20 protein-coding genes are annotated in these 19,158 nt (G+C 55.2%); 14 read left to right on the top strand and 6 right to left on the bottom strand.

What is annotated here, in order from left to right; translation table 11 throughout:
- The first annotated feature begins 14 nt into the window (after window positions 1-14).
- Window positions 15-998 (top strand): YihY/virulence factor BrkB family protein, encoded by a 984-nt coding sequence (locus QEN58_RS14020; RefSeq protein ID WP_280104241.1) that lies wholly within the window; start codon window positions 15-17, stop codon window positions 996-998.
- An 84-nt stretch (window positions 999-1,082) separates the two neighbouring features.
- Here QEN58_RS14020 and QEN58_RS14015 read toward each other — a convergent pair whose 3' ends face one another.
- Window positions 1,083-2,492 (bottom strand): PhoH family protein, encoded by a 1,410-nt coding sequence (locus QEN58_RS14015; RefSeq protein ID WP_280104240.1) that lies wholly within the window; start codon window positions 2,490-2,492, stop codon window positions 1,083-1,085.
- A 217-nt stretch (window positions 2,493-2,709) separates the two neighbouring features.
- A complete protein-coding gene (locus QEN58_RS14010) occupies window positions 2,710-3,579 on the bottom strand; it encodes a LysR family transcriptional regulator (RefSeq protein ID WP_280104239.1) in 870 nt (289 codons plus the stop codon).
- A gap of 115 nt (window positions 3,580-3,694) precedes the next feature.
- Here QEN58_RS14010 and QEN58_RS14005 point away from each other — a divergent pair, with 115 nt between their 5' ends.
- Window positions 3,695-4,561, top strand: coding sequence for a cation diffusion facilitator family transporter (locus tag QEN58_RS14005; RefSeq protein ID WP_280104238.1), 867 nt, complete (start codon window positions 3,695-3,697; stop codon window positions 4,559-4,561).
- A 101-nt stretch (window positions 4,562-4,662) separates the two neighbouring features.
- Window positions 4,663-4,935 carry a hypothetical protein gene (locus QEN58_RS14000; protein ID WP_280104237.1) on the top strand — a complete coding sequence of 91 codons (273 nt, stop codon included), beginning with the start codon at window positions 4,663-4,665 and terminating at the stop codon, window positions 4,933-4,935.
- Between the two features lie 61 nt (window positions 4,936-4,996).
- On the opposite strand, the gene QEN58_RS13995 is transcribed toward QEN58_RS14000, so the two are convergent.
- The gene (locus tag QEN58_RS13995; protein WP_280104236.1) at window positions 4,997-5,182 is read right to left on the bottom strand and encodes a DUF3008 family protein; all 186 of its coding nucleotides are present in this window, start codon (window positions 5,180-5,182) and stop codon (window positions 4,997-4,999) included.
- 219 nt (window positions 5,183-5,401) lie between these two features.
- On the opposite strand from QEN58_RS13995, the gene ybaK reads away from it, so the two are divergent.
- The 6 genes from ybaK to QEN58_RS13965 all read left to right on the top strand — a co-directional run bounded on the left by ybaK (window position 5,402) and on the right by QEN58_RS13965 (window position 12,586).
- Entirely contained in the window at window positions 5,402-5,869 is a 468-nt protein-coding gene (gene ybaK, locus QEN58_RS13990) for a Cys-tRNA(Pro) deacylase (RefSeq protein ID WP_280104235.1), read from the top strand.
- Between the two features lie 101 nt (window positions 5,870-5,970).
- Complete coding sequence (gene dbpA, locus QEN58_RS13985) at window positions 5,971-7,404, top strand: ATP-dependent RNA helicase DbpA (protein WP_280104234.1); 1,434 nt, start codon at window positions 5,971-5,973, stop codon at window positions 7,402-7,404.
- A 33-nt stretch (window positions 7,405-7,437) separates the two neighbouring features.
- Window positions 7,438-8,313, top strand: coding sequence for a PA4780 family RIO1-like protein kinase (locus QEN58_RS13980; protein ID WP_280104233.1), 876 nt, complete (start codon window positions 7,438-7,440; stop codon window positions 8,311-8,313).
- Between the two features lie 209 nt (window positions 8,314-8,522).
- Window positions 8,523-9,548, top strand: a complete 1,026-nt coding sequence (locus QEN58_RS13975; protein WP_425270287.1) for an AbrB family transcriptional regulator — start codon at window positions 8,523-8,525, stop codon at window positions 9,546-9,548.
- Window positions 9,549-9,637: 89 nt separating this feature from the next.
- A complete protein-coding gene (locus tag QEN58_RS13970) occupies window positions 9,638-11,536 on the top strand; it encodes an ABC transporter ATP-binding protein (protein WP_280104232.1) in 1,899 nt (632 codons plus the stop codon).
- A 42-nt stretch (window positions 11,537-11,578) separates the two neighbouring features.
- The gene (locus tag QEN58_RS13965) at window positions 11,579-12,586 is read left to right on the top strand and encodes a zinc-dependent alcohol dehydrogenase family protein (protein ID WP_280104231.1); all 1,008 of its coding nucleotides are present in this window, start codon (window positions 11,579-11,581) and stop codon (window positions 12,584-12,586) included.
- Between the two features lie 65 nt (window positions 12,587-12,651).
- Here QEN58_RS13965 and QEN58_RS13960 read toward each other — a convergent pair whose 3' ends face one another.
- Entirely contained in the window at window positions 12,652-12,918 is a 267-nt protein-coding gene (locus QEN58_RS13960) for a hypothetical protein (protein ID WP_280104230.1), read from the bottom strand.
- Between the two features lie 172 nt (window positions 12,919-13,090).
- On the opposite strand from QEN58_RS13960, the gene QEN58_RS13955 reads away from it, so the two are divergent.
- Window positions 13,091-14,239, top strand: a complete 1,149-nt coding sequence (locus tag QEN58_RS13955) for a hypothetical protein (protein ID WP_280104229.1) — start codon at window positions 13,091-13,093, stop codon at window positions 14,237-14,239.
- A 35-nt stretch (window positions 14,240-14,274) separates the two neighbouring features.
- Complete coding sequence (locus QEN58_RS13950) at window positions 14,275-15,126, top strand: mechanosensitive ion channel family protein (protein WP_280104228.1); 852 nt, start codon at window positions 14,275-14,277, stop codon at window positions 15,124-15,126.
- On the opposite strand, the gene QEN58_RS13945 is transcribed toward QEN58_RS13950, so the two are convergent.
- On the bottom strand, window positions 15,123-15,857 hold the full coding sequence (locus QEN58_RS13945) for a YebC/PmpR family DNA-binding transcriptional regulator (RefSeq protein ID WP_071693941.1): 735 nt from the start codon (window positions 15,855-15,857) through the stop codon (window positions 15,123-15,125). The two genes, QEN58_RS13950 and QEN58_RS13945, sit on opposite strands and share 4 nt — an antisense overlap.
- Window positions 15,858-16,118: 261 nt before the next feature.
- Here QEN58_RS13945 and QEN58_RS13940 point away from each other — a divergent pair, with 261 nt between their 5' ends.
- Both QEN58_RS13940 and QEN58_RS13935 read left to right on the top strand, forming a co-directional pair.
- Window positions 16,119-16,736 (top strand): LysE family translocator, encoded by a 618-nt coding sequence (locus QEN58_RS13940; protein ID WP_280104227.1) that lies wholly within the window; start codon window positions 16,119-16,121, stop codon window positions 16,734-16,736.
- A gap of 57 nt (window positions 16,737-16,793) precedes the next feature.
- Window positions 16,794-17,285 (top strand): glutathione peroxidase, encoded by a 492-nt coding sequence (locus QEN58_RS13935; RefSeq protein WP_280104226.1) that lies wholly within the window; start codon window positions 16,794-16,796, stop codon window positions 17,283-17,285.
- Window positions 17,286-17,303: 18 nt separating this feature from the next.
- On the opposite strand, the gene QEN58_RS13930 is transcribed toward QEN58_RS13935, so the two are convergent.
- Complete coding sequence (locus tag QEN58_RS13930; RefSeq protein ID WP_280104225.1) at window positions 17,304-17,690, bottom strand: DUF7079 family protein; 387 nt, start codon at window positions 17,688-17,690, stop codon at window positions 17,304-17,306.
- 228 nt (window positions 17,691-17,918) lie between these two features.
- On the opposite strand from QEN58_RS13930, the gene fabV reads away from it, so the two are divergent.
- Window positions 17,919-19,130: an enoyl-ACP reductase FabV gene (gene fabV / locus QEN58_RS13925; protein ID WP_133730020.1), complete on the top strand. Its 1,212-nt coding sequence runs from the start codon at window positions 17,919-17,921 to the stop codon at window positions 19,128-19,130.
- Window positions 19,131-19,158 lie beyond the last annotated feature (28 nt).

The raw sequence follows: 19,158 nt of genomic DNA, 5'->3' as shown, positions 1-19,158 counted from the left end.
GTCTGGGGCCTGCTGTGGGTAAGCTCCCGCGCGGTCGCCGCGCGCAGGTACCGAGTGATATTCCCCAGCGGGGTTGGCACGATATTATCTGGCGGGTAGTGCGTGCTGCTCGTCGTAACCGCCTAACCATGCTGGCCGCCGGGGTGGCGTTCTACGCCTTGCTGGCGCTGTTTCCTACCATCGCCGCGGTCATTTCCCTCTGGGGGTTACTTTTTGACCCTTATGAAGCCGGTCAGCAACTGAATGAAATCAGCCGCTTTATGCCGCCGGATGCCGCCAAACTGATTGATCAGCAGGCGCAGAAGGTGGTGGAAAGTGCTAAATCAGGAAGCTTTCTTGGCGCCTTAGCCGGGTTGTTGATTGCGATGTTTATCGCTTCCAAAGGGGTGGCGGTGCTGGTCATCGGCCTTAACGTGGTGTACGGCGAAACCGAAAAGCGCAGCCTGCTACATCGCAGTACGGTATTGGTCGCACTAACCTTTGGCTTGATTTTTATGACGCTGATCTCGCTGGCGTTTATCGCCATTGTGCCGGTAGTCGTCAACTCCTTAGCGATTGATCCGCCGCTGAATCAGATTCTGCAGTGGCTACGCTGGCCTGCTTTGCTGTTGGTAATGAGCATGTTAATTGCGCTGCTCTACCGCTACGCGCCTTATCGTCGTTCGGCCCAGTGGAGTTGGTTGAGTTATGGCACGCTGCTGGCGACGGTGATGTGGCTGTTAGGCTCCGGCGGGCTTTCGCTCTACGTGCGCTACTTCTCCATGTTTAGTGAGCTATACGGCTCGTTGGGGGCGGTGGTGGCGCTCATGATCTGGTTCTGGCTCTCCGCCTTTGTGGTGCTGTTTGGTGCGGAAGTCAACTGTGAGATGGAGCGCCAAACCTTCTCCGACACCACCATTGGCGAGGTGCGCCCGTTAGGGGAACGCGAGGCATTTGCCGCGGACACCATTGGTGCCCCCCGGCCGTGGAAGGACATTGAGGACAGTAACGATACTTGAGTGCGGAGAATCATCTCCCACCAGCGGTGGGAGATGATTGGTTTCAAACAACAGGTTTAAAACAATAGGTTTCAAACAACAGGCTTAAAGCAGCTCTTCCGCCGCCAGGGCCAACCGCGAACGCTCAACGCTTTTCAGGGTGATATGCCCGGCGTGGGGCCAATCACGGAAGCGTTCCACCACCGCAGCCATGCCGCAGGTATTGGCAGTGAGATAGGGCGTATCGATCTGCCCGACGTTACCCAGACAGACAATTTTGGTATTGCGCCCCGCCCGAGTGACCAGCGATTTAAGCTGTTTGGGGGTGAAGTTTTGCGCCTCATCAATGATTAGAAAGGTGTCGTTTAGGGTGCGGCCGCGCATAAAACTTGGCGAGCGGATTTGCACCCGTGAGCCAATCAACTGCCGCGTGGCGCCGTTATCCCAGCTTGATTCTCCCTCCTCGTTGCGCAGCAGGTTATCCATGTTGTCGTGAAAGGCACCCATCCACGGTGACATCTTCTCCTCCTCGGTGCCGGGTAGAAAGCCAATGTCTTCCCCCATGGGAATCGGCGCGCGGGTAAACACAATACGCTCAAACAGCTTGGCATCCAGCGTCTGTTGAAAGGCGGCGGCGAGGGTCATAAAGGTTTTACCCGTACCGGCATTGCCTGCAATGGTGACCAGATCAATGTCGGGGTCCATGAGTAGGTTGAGGGTGAAGTTTTGCCGACTGTCGTGGGCGTGAACGCCCCAAACACCCGCGTGGTGGCGGTAGTTCGTCAGCAGTTGAAGACGAGCCGAAGAGGGGCCCAGTTCACGAATGATCGCTTCGAACTCCGCCCCATTTTCGCTATCTGAGACCAGCATGCCCACGTGCCAGTGACGGGGCATGGTGCCGGTGAGTTGGTAGAAAGTGTGGTTATCCAGGCGCTCAACGGTTACGTCGACATTCAACGCTTCCCATAGGGAGGCGCCATTCTGGCCGGCAGAGGCGTAGACCTGGGCGCCTTCAATCATGGCGTCGCTGTCGGAAAAGGCGCGGTCGTTGAGGTAATCCTCAACAGGCACTTTCAGCGCGGCGGCTTTAACGCGTAGGTTGATATCTTTGGTAATCAGGATGACCGAGGCGTCGGGACGTTCTTCGCGAAGGCGGCAGGTCTCCGCCAGTATGCGGTTATCGGGGCTATCGTCGAGGGCGTCAAAAAGCTTTAAATCGTTGTAGCATAAAAAGTGCAGGCGACCCGTGTCGCCGCTGAGCCGCGGAATCGGAATACCACGTTGGATCTCATCAAAGGTGACTTGGCTGGTAAGGTCGGAGAGCGTACGGCTGATTTGGCGGGCCGTGCGGGCAATTTCACGTACACCATTTTTGTGCTTATCAAGTTCCTCCAGGACAGTCATAGGGATAACGACGTCGTGCTCATCAAAGTGGTAGAGCGCGGTGGGGTCATGAATGAGGACATTGGTGTCCAACACATACAGCCGAGTGGCTTTCTTATCGAGTCGTACCATCGTTGGAATCACTCCTTGGTTGACGGCAACTTCGACACTGGCAGGTGCGTATGACGTCTGGATGACACTTGCCTGTGTTCCTCACGTGGCGTGTCCTGGCGTCTCCTTATTTAGCACTTTTTAATAGCGTGGAAGGCTTTTGTGTTTTTCGCCACAAAAAATATTTCAACGATGTGTCAGTTAGCTCTGGGTATTAGTTCTGGTTTAGTAATGGGTATCAGTTCTGGGAAGCTAAGAAGTGCGTCACTTTGTTTAATAAGGCGGTCGCTACCACGCCGCGGTTATCGCTCTCCACGTAGCGATAATAGTGGCTATCCAAGGCTAGATCATGATTTAGCGTGCAGAGCGTGCCAGCCCCCAGGGCGCCTTTAACCAGCGGGTAAGGCAGCAGCGCCCAGCCGGTGGCGTTGATGACGGCGTCGCGAATCACTTCAAACATGGTTAAACCCAAATAATTACCTGAAAACAGCGCTTCGCTGATCAGCTTGTCATCCTGCACGTGGGTCAAACACACTTGGGTGTACTGGGCCAAGTCGTCGCGGTTAACGCTGGGGAGTCGGCTTAGTGGGTGATGGGGTGCGGCCACTAAACGCATACTGACGGGAGCAAGATTGGTCGCGTTGGCGTCAATACCTTCGGCGGTATACAGGCCAAAGGCAATATCCACCGTTTGGCGCTGCACAAACTGGGTATGTTCCTGGGGTGGCACCAAGTACACCGAAATCGCGGTTAGCGGAAACTGCTGTTTTAAATCATGCATCACCTGACGCCAAAACACCTCTGGCAAGGCATCATCACGGGCAATGCCGAGTTGGCTTTCCACGCCCTGCAAGTGCTGGTGGCAGTGTTTCTTGATTCGGCTGGCGCTGGTCAACAGGCGGTAGCAGTCGGGGAGCACGCTATCGCCTACGGCGGTAAGCGATAGGCTATTGCCCGAACGCTCAAATAGCGCCACGCCCAGACTATCTTCTAGCGCATTAACGGCGGCACTCAGCGTGCTCCGTTTAAGGCCGGTATGTCGTGCAGCGGCGGCAAAGGAGCCATGCTCGGTGACATCGATAAAGGCCTGTACCTGTTCTGCACGCATAGTCGCCTCGTTTTGCGCTTTGAGCGCCAGTTAACTTGGCGCTGAGCGATTCGTGATTGTCATAACTCTTCACTATTATGGCGCACAATTCGTCAAATGTTATGGAGTTATCCGCGTGACCCCCTTTGTTGCCGAGCGCCGTGCGCTAAGATTTTCAGCCATTTCTGCTAGCCTATTTGCGTTTACCGGGTTAGCGCTAGGGCTGACCAGCGGTTCAATAACGATTCTTTTTGACAGCGGCTACTCGCTGTTGAGCCTTGTACTGGCGTCGCTATCTCTGTTTGCACTTCAGCAGGCGCGTAAGCCTGCGGATGATCACTATCCCTTTGGGCGGCTGACGGTAGAGCCGCTTGCAGTGCTGCTCAAAGGCGTAGTGATCGCGATGGTGTGTATCGTGTCATTGGTCTCCGCGCTATGGAGCCTGCTCGATGGCGGGCGGCTGGTCACGCTGGATTTGGCGCTGATGTTTGGCGTGGTCAACGTAACGGGCTGTTTATTAACCTGGTGGTGGCTGGCGCGCTACGCCCGGGTGGCGCGCTCCTCGCTGTTGGCCGCCGAGCTACGTCAGTGGCAGATGGATACCTGGCTGAGTGCTGCCGTTATGTTGGGGTTTGGGCTGACCTGGCTGCTAACCCAGTCGCCCTGGGCCAGCTATGCGCGCTTTGCCGATCCGGTGATGGTGCTCATTATCGCGGGCTACTTCTTACCCATGCCGATTCGCATGGTAAAAGGGGCGCTACGTGAGCTTATGTTCGGCGGCTCATGCAGCAGTGTGCGTCGCGATGTAGTGGAGGATGTCGCCGACTTTGATGTCACCTCCGACGATGTGCGCCTAGCCCAGGTGGGCAGCTTCCTGATGGTGGATATCCAGTTGGACAAGCAGCAGTTCGACGACGCTCAAGAGATTATGGACAGCGTCGAGAGGCGCTGTAAGCGGCTAAACCTGCGCCCTGTTACTAGCCTTACCTTAGTCGCCGGCTGAGCTGGTTGAAAAAACATTGACGTTCAGTTGGAAGCAGTGCTATTTAGCGCTACCGACAATAGGTGTCGGCTTAATAGTGCTACGTTGAGGGTTGTAAAAACATGCCATTGCGCCGCTGTTTACCCGTACTGCTACTGACCGCACTGGTCGCTGGCTGTGCAAGTTCTACCATTGCGCCAAACTATACCTCCGACAATCCTGATGTTATGCGGATTGGCGGCGAGCGCCCGGCTAACCGCGATGCAAGCGTTGAAAGCGCTGGATCGTTCTGCCTGGAAACTGCCGAACGCTGGAATGAGCATGGCCGTTCACCGGATGGCCAGACGTTATGGGCAAAAGACACCCTGCGTAAAGTGGTGCCTTGCAAGCAGTAGTCGTTAGTAAAGCCAAAACCGCCAGCTTATCGAAGCTGGCGGTTTTATAAAAAGAGGATGGTTAATCCTGTTTCTTTTCCGGTTTGCCTTTGCGCTTTGTACTCGCGAAATCTTCTAGCTCCTCCTCGCTCATGGAGTCATACATCTCTTTTGACGAACCATAAAGTTCACTGGGCTTGGTTTCTCCGCGCTTAGCGGATAGTGCCGCACCCGCCGCTTTCTGTTGCGCTTTGGAGGTTGAAGGCATTGTTGAACTCCTTTCATTTAGCTTCCGTTTACCGACTGCACTATTGAGCAATGCATTTTTAAGCATAGTCGCTGGCGCTCTGCTTTCCATTTGTCGCGCGCTAATATTCATGTTCCGTCACCGGTTGACTTCCATTTGCCTGCCGCGCTATTAACCTACTGGGCACAGTTTGCCATTCATTAAAGTCATCGTATCAATGCTATTAACCAAGAGAACGCCATGACACCGGCTATCAATAGTGCAAAACATGCAGGCATTGCTTTTCAGATCCATGAGTACAATCACGACGCCACCGCTCAATCCTATGGATTGGAGGCAGCTGAAAAACTAGGCGTCGCGGTGGAGCAGGTATTTAAAACCTTAGTGGTCAAGTTGGATGGTAAACAACTGGCGGTGGGTATTGTGCCGGTGAATGGCCAGCTGGGATTAAAGCAGATCGCAAAAGCCGCCGGTGCGAAGAAAGCGACCATGGCGGAACCGTTGGAAGTAGAGCGTACTACCGGGTATGTGCTGGGAGGTGTTAGCCCATTGGGTCAGAAAAAGTGCTTGGCCACTTTTATTGATCACTCTGCCAAAAATTTCGCCAGTATCTATGTGAGCGCCGGACGCCGCGGGCTTGAAATCGAACTAGCGCCAGGGGATCTAGCCACGCTTAGTCAGGCTACTTTTGTGCCCCTGGCAACCTGATGTCGATGTGAGGGCGGCGCAGCCCAAGGCACTTTCTGGTATGGTGCGGTAATATTTGCGTGTGTCGTCTACCCCTTTAGGTATCACGCGCTGTTTTTCCGATGGTCACCTACCTGTGGCCCAAGCAAGGTAATATCGTGTCTGACTCCTCTTTCTCCTCGTTAGCGTTGCCAAAAGCACTACTGAGCAACCTTGCGTCCCTTGGCTACCACGAAATGTCGCCGGTGCAGGCAGAGAGCCTGCCGCCGATGCTGGCCGGGCGCGATGTGCTGGCGCAGGCAAAAACCGGTTCAGGCAAAACGGCGGCGTTTGGTTTGGCACTGCTGGCTAAATTGAGAGTCGAGAGCTTTGCGGTGCAAGGCTTGGTGCTGTGCCCCACCCGGGAGCTCGCTGACCAGGTGGCTGAAGAGCTGCGCCGCTTGGCCCGTGGCATGGCCAATGTGAAAATACTGACTCTCTGCGGCGGTGCACCCTTTGGCCCGCAGCTCGGCTCTTTAGAGCACGGCGCGCACATTGTCGTGGGGACACCGGGGCGTATTGACGAGCACTTGCGCAAAGGCTCGCTGACGCTGGAATCCCTCGCCATGCTGGTGCTGGATGAAGCGGATCGCATGCTGGATATGGGCTTTCAGGCAACCATTGATGACATCATTGCCGAAACCCCAACTGACCGCCAAACGCTGCTGTTCAGCGCGACTTTCCCGGACGAGCAGTCATCGGGCGGTCTAACCGAGATGACCCGCGGCGTCATGCGTGAGCCGGTAATGGTGAAAATCGCCGAGGTACACGACGCCACGACGATTCAACAGTACTTCTATAGCGTCGCCAATGAAGAGGCGCGCTTTGACGCCCTGCGCCAACTGCTGCTGGTCTATCGGCCCGCAACCAGCGTGGTATTCTGCAACACCAAGCGCGAAACTCAGGCAGTGGCTGAGCAACTGACCGATGCTGGTTTTAGCGCTGTGGCGCTCAATGGCGATTTAGAGCAGAAAGACCGTGATCGCATTCTGATCCTGTTCTCTAACCAGAGTGCGTCTATTCTGGTGGCCACGGACGTTGCCGCCCGCGGGCTGGATATTGCCCAACTGGACGCCGTGTTTAACTACCAAATTGCCCGCGAGCTTGATGTTCACGTGCACCGGGTAGGTCGCACCGGGCGTGCCGGAGCCAGTGGCATTGCCTGCACACTGGTAACCCCTAAAGAGAGTTATCGGCTGGAGCGGCTGGAAGGATTGCTGGAGCAGGCGATTAAAACTGAGCCCCTGCCTAAACCGCAGCACTCGGTGCCGTTCGAGCCGTTAATGGCGACGCTGCAGTTAGCCGGTGGCAAAAAAGATAAACTGCGTCCCGGCGACATTCTTGGCGCGCTGACCAGTGAAGGCGGCTTGCGCGGCGATCAAGTGGGTAAAATCAAAGTGCTTGCACGCAGTGCCTATGTGGCCGTTGAGCGCGATGTGATCCAACAGGCTCAGGCCAAACTCGAGCGTGATAAATTAAAAGGGCGTGCTTTCCGTGTTCGCCGTATCCGTTATTGAACGCGTACCAAAGAGGAGCCGACGCAGCTAACCATGAAAATCCCTAAGCGATTACAGCCCCTGGTCGATGATGGAATGATCGACGAGGTGTTGGTGCAGTTAATGAGTGGCAAGGAAGCGCAGGTCTACGTGGTGCGCTGCGGTGAAGAAGTGCGCTGTGCCAAAGTATTTAAAGAGGCCAAACAGCGCAGCTTTAAACAGGCCGTTCAGTATCAAGAGGGACGTAAAGAGCGCAATAGCCGCCGCTCAAGGGCGATGGCTAAAAAGACTCGTTACGGCCAGAAAGAGCAGGAGCAGGCATGGCTGAATGCCGAAGTCGACGCGCTCTACCGTCTTGCCTCGGCGGGTGTGCGGGTACCTGAGCCCCATGGCTTTGTGGACGGCGTACTGTTGATGGAGATGATCAGCGACGCCGAAGGCAACGTCGCGCCGCGCTTGGACGAAGTCACACTCACGCCAGAGCAAGCCGAGACCTACTACGCCAAAGTCATTCAAGACGTGGTACGTATGCTGTGTGCGGGTTTGATTCACGGCGATCTGTCGGAATTTAACGTGCTGGTCGATGCCTCTGGCCCGGTGATTATCGATTTGCCTCAGGCAGTCGATGCAGCGGGTAATAACAGCGCCGCCGCGATGCTGTACCGCGATGTGGATAACATGCGCGACTATTTCGGTAAGTACGCGCCCGCGCTTCTTGATACCCAGTACGGCAAAGAGATGTGGGCGCTGTATGAAACCGGCGAACTACATCCGGACAGTAAGCTCACTGGCCACTTCGATGCCGACACCCATATTGCTAACGTCGATGAGCTGATGGAAGTGATCGACGATGCCAAAGAGGAAGAGGCGGAACGCCAGGCGCGCATGCGCGATGATGATGACGATGGCGAAATTCCGCAGCCTTACTGAACAGTTCTTTCGATAAACCCTGGTCGATAAGCCCCGGCCGAAAGCACTGGCAAATAAGCCCGGACAGGTAGCCCCGGTCGATAGCCATAAGCGTCGTAAGTCGATATTCTTAGCATGTTAACGGTTGTCGACGGTTCTGTTATTAGCAGTACTGCCACTCAACAACACGGCTAAGGCGAGGAGCACGCGTGGGGGGCAGGATAAAGAGAGTGTCGGCAGGGAGTGCAAAAGCGCTATTAACATCGTTAGCCATTGGCGTCGTGGGCGGCACGCTGTTTCACTTGACCGGTTTACCCCTCGCCTGGATGCTAGGTCCTTTGATTGCCAATCTGCTGGCTTCTTCACAGGGCGTGAAGGTCGCAGTACCTGAACCGCTGCGTAATGTATTTCTAGCGGTGATGGGCATGGTGCTGGGTAGCCAGGTGACACCGCAGTTGGCGCACCGCGTACTGGATTGGCCTGTTTCCGCTGCGTTATTACTGCTGGGGGTGGCAGCGTCTACCGCCGTCGCCGCTGCCTGGTATCGAAGCTGTGGTTTTGACCCGGTCAGTGCTTGGTTTGGCGCTTCTCCTGGAGCCATGACGGCGATGATCCTGCTGGGTGAAAAGTGCGGCGGTGATCCACAGCGCATTGCGGTCGCCCAGTCGCTACGCATCATTTTAGTCATTCTTTTTTTGCCGCCCCTATTTTGGGCCTATGAAGGCGGGGGAGAGGGGATCGGCCCTGTGCACAGCGGCTTGGAGCATGGTTGGATGCTACTGCTGATCCCGCTGTTATTGCCGCTAGGTCGCTGGCTGCGAATTCCCAGTCCCGCACTGCTGGCACCACTGCTAGTGGCTGCTCTATTATCCGGTATTGATATTGCCAGTCTCGCTCTTCCGGAGTGGGGAATGAACCTTATGCTATGGGTACTGGGCAGTGCCATCGGTTCGCGCTTTCAGGGCATGACGCGCAAGCTTTTTGGCCGCTATTTATGGCAGTCCGGCGTGGCGACGTTGTTAGCCTTGTCGGTACTAGCGCTATTTGCCGAGCTGATTCACCAACTGCTAGGGGTAGGTCGCGACGTGGCGCTGCTGGCGCTGGCACCTGGAGGCATTGGCGAAATGGCTATTTTGGCCGTCGCGCTCAATATCGATCCGGTGTTTGTTGCCTTCCACCATCTGCTGCGCATGGTCACGCTGATGATCATTGCGCCTTTTTGGGCGCGCTGGCTGCTGCGGCACTCTAATTCTTAATGACATTTTAACGACATCTACACCTTCCACACTCACCTATAAAAAAGTAAAGACCGTCAATACCACCGCCAGTCACGTAAGGAAGCCTCATGCTATCGCGTGTTTTACAGCCGCTATTTCGTTACTTCGAAACGCGAGTTAACCCTTACCCCGAAGGCGAGGTTAAAACGCCGCCTAAGGGCTTAATGCCGTTTATTGCGCACTTCTCCCGTCCGATGCTGCCGCTGTTGCTGCTAATGACGCTGTTCACGGCGCTGGTATCGGCGGCTGAAGTGGTTTTTTTCAGTTACATGGGGCAGTTAGTCGATTGGCTGGGCAACGTTGAACGCGCAGGCTTTTGGGCTGAAAACGGCCTGTGGCTTGCTGGCCTGGGACTATTGCTGCTGATCGGTTTGCCGCTGTTAGTACTCATGCAGTCACTGGTCACCCATCAGAGTATTTTCGGTAACTACCCGATGATCGGCCGTTGGTTATCCCACCGCCATATGCTTAGCCAGAGCCTGGCGTTTTATCAGGACGAATTTGCCGGGCGGGTGTCGCAAAAGGTGATGCAAACGGCGCTGGCGATACGCGAGACCGTCACCAAAGTGATGGATCTATTGGTCTACGCCATCGTCTATTTCACTGGTGCAGCCTACCTGTTGGGCCGTGCAGATCTATTGCTGCTGGTTCCGCTGGGCCTGTGGCTGGTGGGCTACCTGGCGATTATGCGCTACTTCGTGCCGCGTTTGCGCGACGTTTCCATGGCCCAGGCAGACGCCCGTGCCCAGATGACCGGGCGCGTGGTGGACAGCTACAGCAATATCCAAACCATCAAGCTTTTTGCAGACACCGAGCGCGAGCAGCGCTACGCAAAAGACGCTATGGAAGGCTTTATGGTCACAGTGCATCGCCAGATGCGCTTGGTGACTATTATGAGCGTGGGACTGACGCTGCTGAACACCGCACTGTTGGTGGGTACGGCGGCCATGGCGATCAGCGCCTGGTACACGGAGGCGATTTCGTTGGGCGTGCTGGCGATTGCCATTGCGCTGGTCATGCGTATCCGCTTTATGTCCGACTGGATATTGTGGGAAGTTGCCGGGCTGTTTGAAAATATCGGCACCGTACAGGATGGCATGAATACCATTGCCCGGGATCCGACCGTGCGTGACGCCCCGGGCGCTCTGCCGTTAGAAGTGCCCCAAGGGGAAATTCGTTTTGACGCCATGCGGTTTGGTTACGAGCAGGCCAAGGGCGAAAACAAAACCGTGTTTGATGGCTTGAACTTAACTATCGCCCCCGGTGAGAAAATCGGTTTGATAGGGCGCTCGGGGGCGGGTAAATCGACGCTTGCCAACCTGCTGCTGCGTTTTTACGACGTGCAGGGTGGGCGTATTCTGATTGATGGGCAGAACATTGCCGAGGTTACCCAGACCTCCTTGCGCCACCAGATTGGCATGGTCACCCAGGACACCTCACTGCTACACCGTTCGCTGCGCGACAACATCCGTTACGGTAGCCCTCATGCCAGTGAGGAAGACGTTTGGAGCGCGGTGTGTCGCGCCCATGCGGATACCTTTATCGACGAGCTGGTCGATCCGAAAGGGCGTCGCGGATTGGATGCCCTCGTCGGTGAGCGTGGCGTTAAGTTGTCAGGTGGCCAACGTCAGCGGATCGCGATTGCTCGGGTGCTGCTAAAAAATGCGCCGATTCTGGTGTTGGACGAGGCCACCTCTGCGCTGGACTCCGAAGTGGAAGCCGCTATTCAAGAGCAGCTAGATACGCTGATGGAAGGTAAAACGGTGATTGCTATCGCCCACCGACTCTCCACCATCGCCATGCTCGACCGACTGATTGTGGTGGATGAAGGGCGCATCGTCGAAACCGGCACGCATCAGGAGTTACTGGCAAAAGGGGGTATCTATGCCAGCCTGTGGCAGCGGCAGTCGGGTGGTTTTTTAGGCCACGACCTTGATCTTGAGGAAAGTGCCCTCACCTCAAAATAGACCAGTCGTTTTTTAACGATGTGCGTTCAATAGGAGGCAGTGATGCAAGCCATTCAGCTTAGAGAGCCCGGCGGTTTAGACAAGCTAGAGGTCGTTGAGCTAGCGGCCCCAGGCGAGCCTGGCCCAGGTGAAATTAAAGTACGCCTGCATGCAAGTTCCTTGAATTTCCATGACTATGCCGTGGTCGCCGGGATGATTCCTGCCGACGATGGACGGATTCCCATGTCGGACGGCGCGGGCGTTGTCGAAGCCGTCGGCGAAGGTGTTAGCGAATTTGCGGTGGGCGACCACGTGGTTTCGACATTCTTCCCGCACTGGCTGGAAGGCCCGGCCAGAGTGGGCGATTTTCGCACTACGCCGGGTGACGGCGTGGATGGCTACGCTCGTGAACAGGTGGTGCGCCCGGTTGAGTGGTTTACCCATCAGCCCAAGGGCTACAGCCACGCGGAATCCGCTACTTTAACCACCGCTGGCTTAACCGCTTGGCGGGCACTGGTCGTCGATGGTGGCATTAAAGCGGGCGACAGCGTGCTGGTGCTGGGCACCGGAGGGGTATCCATTTTTGCCCTGCAGTTTGCTCGTTTGATGGGCGCGCGGGTAATCGCTACGTCTTCATCGAATGAAAAGCTGGCGCGGCTGCGTGAGATGGGTGCAGAGCACACCATCAACTATAAAGAGACGCCTGATTGGGGTAAGCGGGTTAAAGAGCTGACCAACGGCGAAGGCGTTGATCATATCGTCGAAGTCGGCGGGCCAGGTACGCTGCCGCAATCCTTTGATGCGATCAAAATCGGTGGGCATATCGCCTTGATTGGTATCCTCACTGGGCGTGAGGGTGAGTTGCCGACGGCCAAGTTAATGGCCAAACAGGCGAACTTGAAGGGCTTGATTGTGGGCAGTCGTCGCCAGCAGATCGAGATGATCCGTGCGCTGGAAACATTCGATATGCACCCGATCATTGACCGTGAATTTCCGCTTACCGAGATCGCCGACGCTTTCCGCCATCAGGAATCTGGCCAGCACTTCGGCAAAATCTGCCTGACGTTCTAACACCTTAGCAGCAAAATAAAAGGCAGTTTGCACGCCTTGTCCTGGTTGCAGGGCGTGCAAGAGTACTACTCAGGCAAGCGGCTGTAGACCACACCCTTCACTTCAAGCTCTAATATCTCGTCGTAGGGAACAGTGACGCCTTCGACATCTCCTGGCGTTTTGTGACTGTTCTTGATCTCCGATTCAGGAATCACCTTTACGCCCATTAGTCCCACATGCTGGATTCTGGCGCTAAAGCGATTGCCCTCATGCTCAATCAGTAGCCGCTCACCGGCAATGCACTTCTCGAGCTTGGCGTGCAACTCTGCTTCGCTAACATGGACAACACTCATCGCTTTCTCCTTTAGCTTTTGCCATTGCTTTGGCAATAAAATAATAGTCCGTTATGTGCGCTAACTACTGTCTATAAAGACTTTATTTTAGACCATAAGTTCGCCTATGAGAGTAGAAGCTGGGCACACCGTGTTAAAGTGAGCGCTTATCGCTAGCCATAGGGGCAATGTCATGGGGGAGCAGTCATCATCAGCCAACACGCCGCTTTGGGCGGTCGTTGAGCTTGAACACTTTCATACCCCCGAGCAGACCCAGGCAAGCCAGTGGCGGCGTTCGCTACGCTCGGTCTCGTCGTGGCTGGGGGGCAAAAACGACGCTGAGCAGCAAGTAAAAGACGAGAGTGAGTTACGGGCACTACCTGAGGTTAGGCTAGCGCATTTAGTACCTCCCATCGATTGGGCGCCCGCCGCAACAGCGTTAGCACATCAGCTAGAAGGCCAGGACGCGCCAGTTACTTTCTTTATTACCACGCCCTACAGCGGCCATGCCTCGGTGGTAACCCATTGGGCTGAAAAGCACCATATCACTTGCTTAGCGCCGCCCACACTTAGCGAGCTCGCCGAGGGAGACACAGAGTGGGTAGAGCAGTGTGTCAATCAACGCGAATGGGCAGTGCCAGCCCTGGAACGCTATTTTTTGCGCCACACCCAGGGTATTCAGGGCATTCGAGAGTTTCTTGAGCGCGCCTTAAGTGGTCGCTTGGGGCAGGGTGTGATTGGCTGTGATAGCTGGACCTATGCCTTTCTTCAACGTGTTATCGGTATTGATGGCGTGCCGGTGTTTACCCTTCAATCCATGGAAGGTGAGCAGCTGTCGCGCTATTTTGCACAAATTGCGACCCATAAGGGCCAGCCCCCGAGTGTTTACAGCACGCGAACAGGTAAAGAGGTACTACCTGACTCACCATTTAAGCAAAACGATAAAGCCCCGAATAAAGAGCTCCAGCGCTTAGCGGCCAACTGCCGCGGTCATATTGGCCTTGCTTGGCACTACTGGCGCGAGCGGCTGCGTGAGCCAAAAGCAGAGGGTGAAGATGAGCTGTGGCTGGTGGATGCTCTCGCCGAGGCGGAACTTGCCGTTGATACCGGAGATGTTGCCACGCTGGTGCTGCATGCGTTATTGGTTCATGGCGGTCTGGATGACCACTCTTTAGGAGAAGTGCTGCCTTTCTCACACCATGAAGCACTGAATGCCCGTTTAGCCCTGCAGCGTAAAGGCATTGTTTCAAGCTGCGAAGGGCGTTGGCAGATCGCACCGTTAAGCTACGCGAGTGTTCGTCAGTTATTAGAGTCGCGTAATTATCTAGTCGATCCGCTCTAGGACGCTATAAGTGACAGGCCCGTGGAGGGCAACCCATGGAAGAACAAAAGAAGTACGCGCGACTGTTTAACGATATCGATAGCCAGGCACTGATTACCTTGGGCCTAGTTTTGCTAGCGACCATTGTGCTGATTATTGTCAGCCAGCGGGGGCTGAACTGGATCGGCAACCGAATGCATGGCCAAGTACGTTTTCGTATTTTTGCCCTGGTGCCGATAACGCGCTTGCTGATATTGATCACTGCACTCGCCATCATCGTCCCCACTATTATTGAGCCGTCGCTCCGTAACATGGTGACCCTGATGGGCGCGCTGGGATTGGCCATTGGCTTTGCCATGAAAGATTACGTGAGCAGCCTGATAGCGGGCGTTGTTTCAGCGGTAGAGCTGCCGTATCGGCCCGGCGATTGGGTACAAATCGAAGATACCTACGGCGAGGTCAAGCACGTTGGCTTACGCACCGTCGACATCCAAACACCTGACGATGATTTGGTTTATGTGCCGCATTTAAAGCTGTGGGATCACGCCGTTTATAACGCCAACAACGGCGGTACCAGCCTGCAGTGCGTGGCGAGCTTTTATCTACACCCTGAACACGAGGCAGGCTGGGTACGTAAAGCGCTGCGTGACGTAGCGCTTACCAGTGCCTACCTAAAATTCGACCAGCCGATCATTGTGGTCGCTGAGGAGAAACCCTGGGGCACCCACTACCGCATACGCGCCTATCCGGTGGATCCCCGTCAGCAGTTTCTGTTTATTACCGACCTCACTTTACGCGGCAAAAAAGTATTGAGTGCTGCGGGTGTGCAGTCAGCGATGTTGCCACCGGATGCGGCCTTGGATACCCGCAACGCGGTGGGATCAGCTTACTCAAGAGGTAATGATTAGCTATCACTCTCTTCGGGTAATTCACCGCTGTGATAGACGTTTTGTACATCGTCCAGCTCATTGAGCATGGCGAGGAATTTTTCAAACATCGCCACGTCGTCGCCTTCAACCGGAGTAGTGGTTTGCGGCAGGAATTGGATCTCGTCAGCCTCAAAGTCAATCTCGCCGAACGCATCCAGCAGCGCTTGTTTGGCTTTGGCGTAGTCGGTATGCGGGGCGAAAACGGTGATGCGCTCGCCCTCTTGCTCAATGTCGGTGACATCCACATCGGCTTCCATCAGCGCTTCCAGCACGGCCTCTTCATCGCTTCCGGCGAAAGAGAAGATAGCGCAGTGGTCGAACATGTGACTGACGCTGCCGGGGGTACCAATTTTGCTCTTGGTTTTGGTGAAGCAGCCACGTACATCGCCAAAGGTGCGGTTGGGGTTGTCGGTTAAACAGTCGACAATCACCATCACATTGCCAGGGCCGAAGCCTTCGTAGCGCGCGGCGGAGAAGTCTTCACCACCGGCGCCGCTGGCTTTGTCGAGTGCTTTATCAATAACGTGAGAGGGTACCTGGTCTTTCTTGGCCCGCTCCATTAAGCCGCGCAGCGCCAAGTTGCCATTGGGGTCGGTGCCGCCCGCTTTAGCGCAAACGTAAATCTCGCGTCCATATTTGCTGTAGACCTTGGTCTTTGCATCGGCCGTTTTGGCCATGGATTCCTTACGGTTCTGAAAAGCCCTGCCCATGTTGCCGTCCTATGTTTTCAAGTCCTAGGTTTTCTAGACTTATGTCTTCTATATGCCCCACGCATTGAGCGGTGGGGCGTGTGTATCTAAAAGAGTGAAAAAAGTGCGAAGAGTCGCATAGAGCGAAAAGAAGAAATTTTACCCAACAGCGTACCATGCTAACAGCGTTATTTAAGGCACTTACCGAAGTGTTGCTTGGCTTAGCGTATACTGGCCGTCAGCCCACACACCGTGATATCGACTCTTCAAGGAGAAACAGGCATGCCGTTGACACTCTGGCTATCACTCGCCGCGATTTGTGCCATGGGTGCTATGTCGCCGGGGCCGAGTTTGGCACTGGTGCTGCGCCATACGTTAGGCGGCGGGCGTTTTATGGGGGTGACTGCAGCCATCTTCCATGCCTTTGGAGTGGGCTTTTATGCGCTACTGACCGTTTGGGGGCTTGGCGCTTTAATCGCCAGTTTTCCGCTACTGTTTCAACTGATTACCTGGTGCGGTGCGGCTTACTTGGCGTGGCTGGGGGTTAAAGCGCTGCGCGCCGGGAAAGCCGGTGCCTTAGAGCCTAATGCGATTATCACTAGCCGCGGGCAAGCAGCCAAAGAGGGCGTGTTAGTGGCGTTAGGCAACCCGAAGCTGATCCTATTTTTTGTCGCGCTACTGAGCCAGTTTGTAACCCCGGAGATGAGTGGGTTGGCCAAGGCTATCATTGTGTTAACGGCGATGATTATTGACGGGGGCTGGTACGTCCTGGTCGCGGTGGTGCTTTCCCACTCGCAGATTCTACCCTGGCTGCAACGGCGTGCCCACTGGATTAACCGCATCACCGGCTTACTGCTAATTGCGCTGGCGCTTCGTGTGGTCGCGGGACCGCTGGTGTAAAAAGCATAGCCGTGGCATGGTGATACTATGCCGTTTGGGGTTTCGTGGGGCTGATTAATGCAAATTTATGACCAAGATTGCTATACCCACCAAGGGCTGCCGTTTAACTTGCGGGCGCTGCGCGGCCAAGTGCTGCTGGTGGTTAACGTTGCCAGCCAGTGTGGTTTTACCCCGCAGCTAAGCGAGCTTGAAACCCTGTTTCAGCGCTACCGGGATCGTGGCTTCACCGTGCTCGGTTTCCCGTGCAACCAGTTTGGCCGTCAATCGCCGGAGAGCGCTCAAGCGTTTTGCCAATTTGGCGAACAGCAGTTTGGCGTCAGCTTTCCGCTACTGGAAAAGGTCAATGTCAATGGTAGTGGTGCCCATCCACTGTTTGTTCTGCTCAAGCGTGAGGCGCCTGGCGTGCTGGGCACACAACTGATCAAGTGGAATTTTACCAAGTTTCTGGTGGGCCGTGATGGCAAGGTGATTGCCCGCTTTGGGCCGCGCGACCACGGGCGCCCCCTGCGGCTGGCGTTGGAAGCAGCCTTGGATCAAAGTTACCCTTAGCTTTGACACACGCTCTATCTATAGCTGCTCGCCCCGTGCGACTGCCACGCGGCTCATGAGTGCGTTCCAGCGGTGACGCACCATCATGGTCGTTAAACCTGAAAACAGTGCCCAGCTTTTGCGGCGCCAGCCCTTCAAACGCATGTTGTGATTGACCAACTGCTTCATCAGCTTATAGTCGTCAAATTGTCGCCACTCGCTGGCAATCGAGAGCTGATGGCGAGACATCACAGGCGCCATCTCCAGCCGGAACATCCACTCAAGCTCATTAAGGGTCATGTCATAGCGTTCTACGACCTCGACCATACGCACGTAATCGCGCTCGCTGGGTTCACGATCCAGCCACAGCGGGGCAAGCGCCAGCCAAAGATCGCCGCGTTCATCTACTAGCTGCTGCGCATTCATGGTCGCCTCATTAGGGAAGTTGTTGCTTAAGCGGTTATCGTGACGCGAAAGTGGCTGCATCTCAATGGTAGACAGTAGCTCAAGAGCGGACAGGGCGCACGTGGACCGCTAGAATAGCCCCACTGAGTCATGACATTGCTATGTCAAAAACCATGTTAAAAACTATGGCAAAACGATATTGCTAGTTATGATGTCAAAAGCAAAATCAATCCGATAAAGAGGTTCTCTGTGATTATTAAACCCAAAGTACGCGGCTTTATTTGTACCACTACTCATCCCATCGGCTGCGAGCAGAACGTCCGCGAGCAGATTGAAGCGACCCGTGCTCGCGGTTTGGATAAGCAGGCTGGCCCAAAAAAAGTACTCGTCATTGGGGCTTCAAGTGGCTATGGCTTGGCCGCGCGGATCACAGCAGCGTTTGGCTACGGTGCCGACACTCTGGGTGTGTTCTTTGAAAAGCCTGCTACTGATAAGAAACCCGGCACCGCAGGCTGGTACAACAGTGCCGCCTTCGATAAGTTTGCCAAGCAGGAAGGGCTATATAGCAAGTCGATTAACGGCGATGCGTTCTCCCATGAAGCACGGGAAAAAGCCATTGAACTGATTAAGCAGGACATGGGTGAGATTGATCTGGTGGTTTACTCACTGGCATCACCTGTTCGCAAACTGCCGGATAGCGGCGAACTCAAGCGCTCGAGCCTCAAGCCAATTGGCGAAACCTACCGCGCCACCGCTATCGATACTAATAAAGACGCGATTATCGAAGCAGAAGTAGAGCCAGCCACCCAGCAGGAAATTGACGACACCATCACCGTGATGGGCGGCGAAGATTGGGAACTGTGGATGGAAGCGCTTGACCAAGCAGGTGTGCTGGCAAAAGGTGCACGTAGTGTGGCGTTTAGCTATATCGGTACTGAAATCACTTGGCCAATCTACTGGCACGGTGCGCTGGGTAAAGCCAAGGAAGACCTTGACCGCGCCGCCGCGGCTATCGACGCCAAGCTGAAAGAGACCGGTGGCGGTGCCAATGTGGCGGTACTCAAGTCGGTGGTCACCCAGGCGAGCGCTGCCATTCCGGTAATGCCGCTGTATATCGCCATGGTCTACCGCATCATGAAAGAGCAGGGCCTGCACGAAGGCACCATCGATCAGTTAAACCGTCTGTTCGGCGAGCAGCTCTACTCACCCCAAGGTAAGCGCGGTGAAATGGTAACTGATGAGGTAGGGCGATTGCGTTTGGATGACTGGGAACTGCGCGACGACGTTCAGCAAGCGTGTCAGGATCTGTGGCCGGAAGTGACGACCGAAAACTTATTCGAGATTACCGACTATGCTGGTTATAAGCACGAATTCTTGAAGCTGTTTGGCTTTGAGCGTGACGACGTAGATTACGATGCCGACGTCAATCCAGAGGTTACGTTTGATGTCGTGAATCTGTAAGCCATTCACAGAGGCGGAAGCGCCGCCG

It is taken from the genome of Halomonas alkaliantarctica (assembly GCF_029854215.1).
Classification (GTDB): Bacteria; Pseudomonadota; Gammaproteobacteria; order Pseudomonadales; family Halomonadaceae; genus Vreelandella; species Vreelandella alkaliantarctica_A.
The sequence above is the reverse complement of the archived record's forward strand: the minus strand, read 5'-3'. Positions and strand labels throughout refer to the sequence as shown.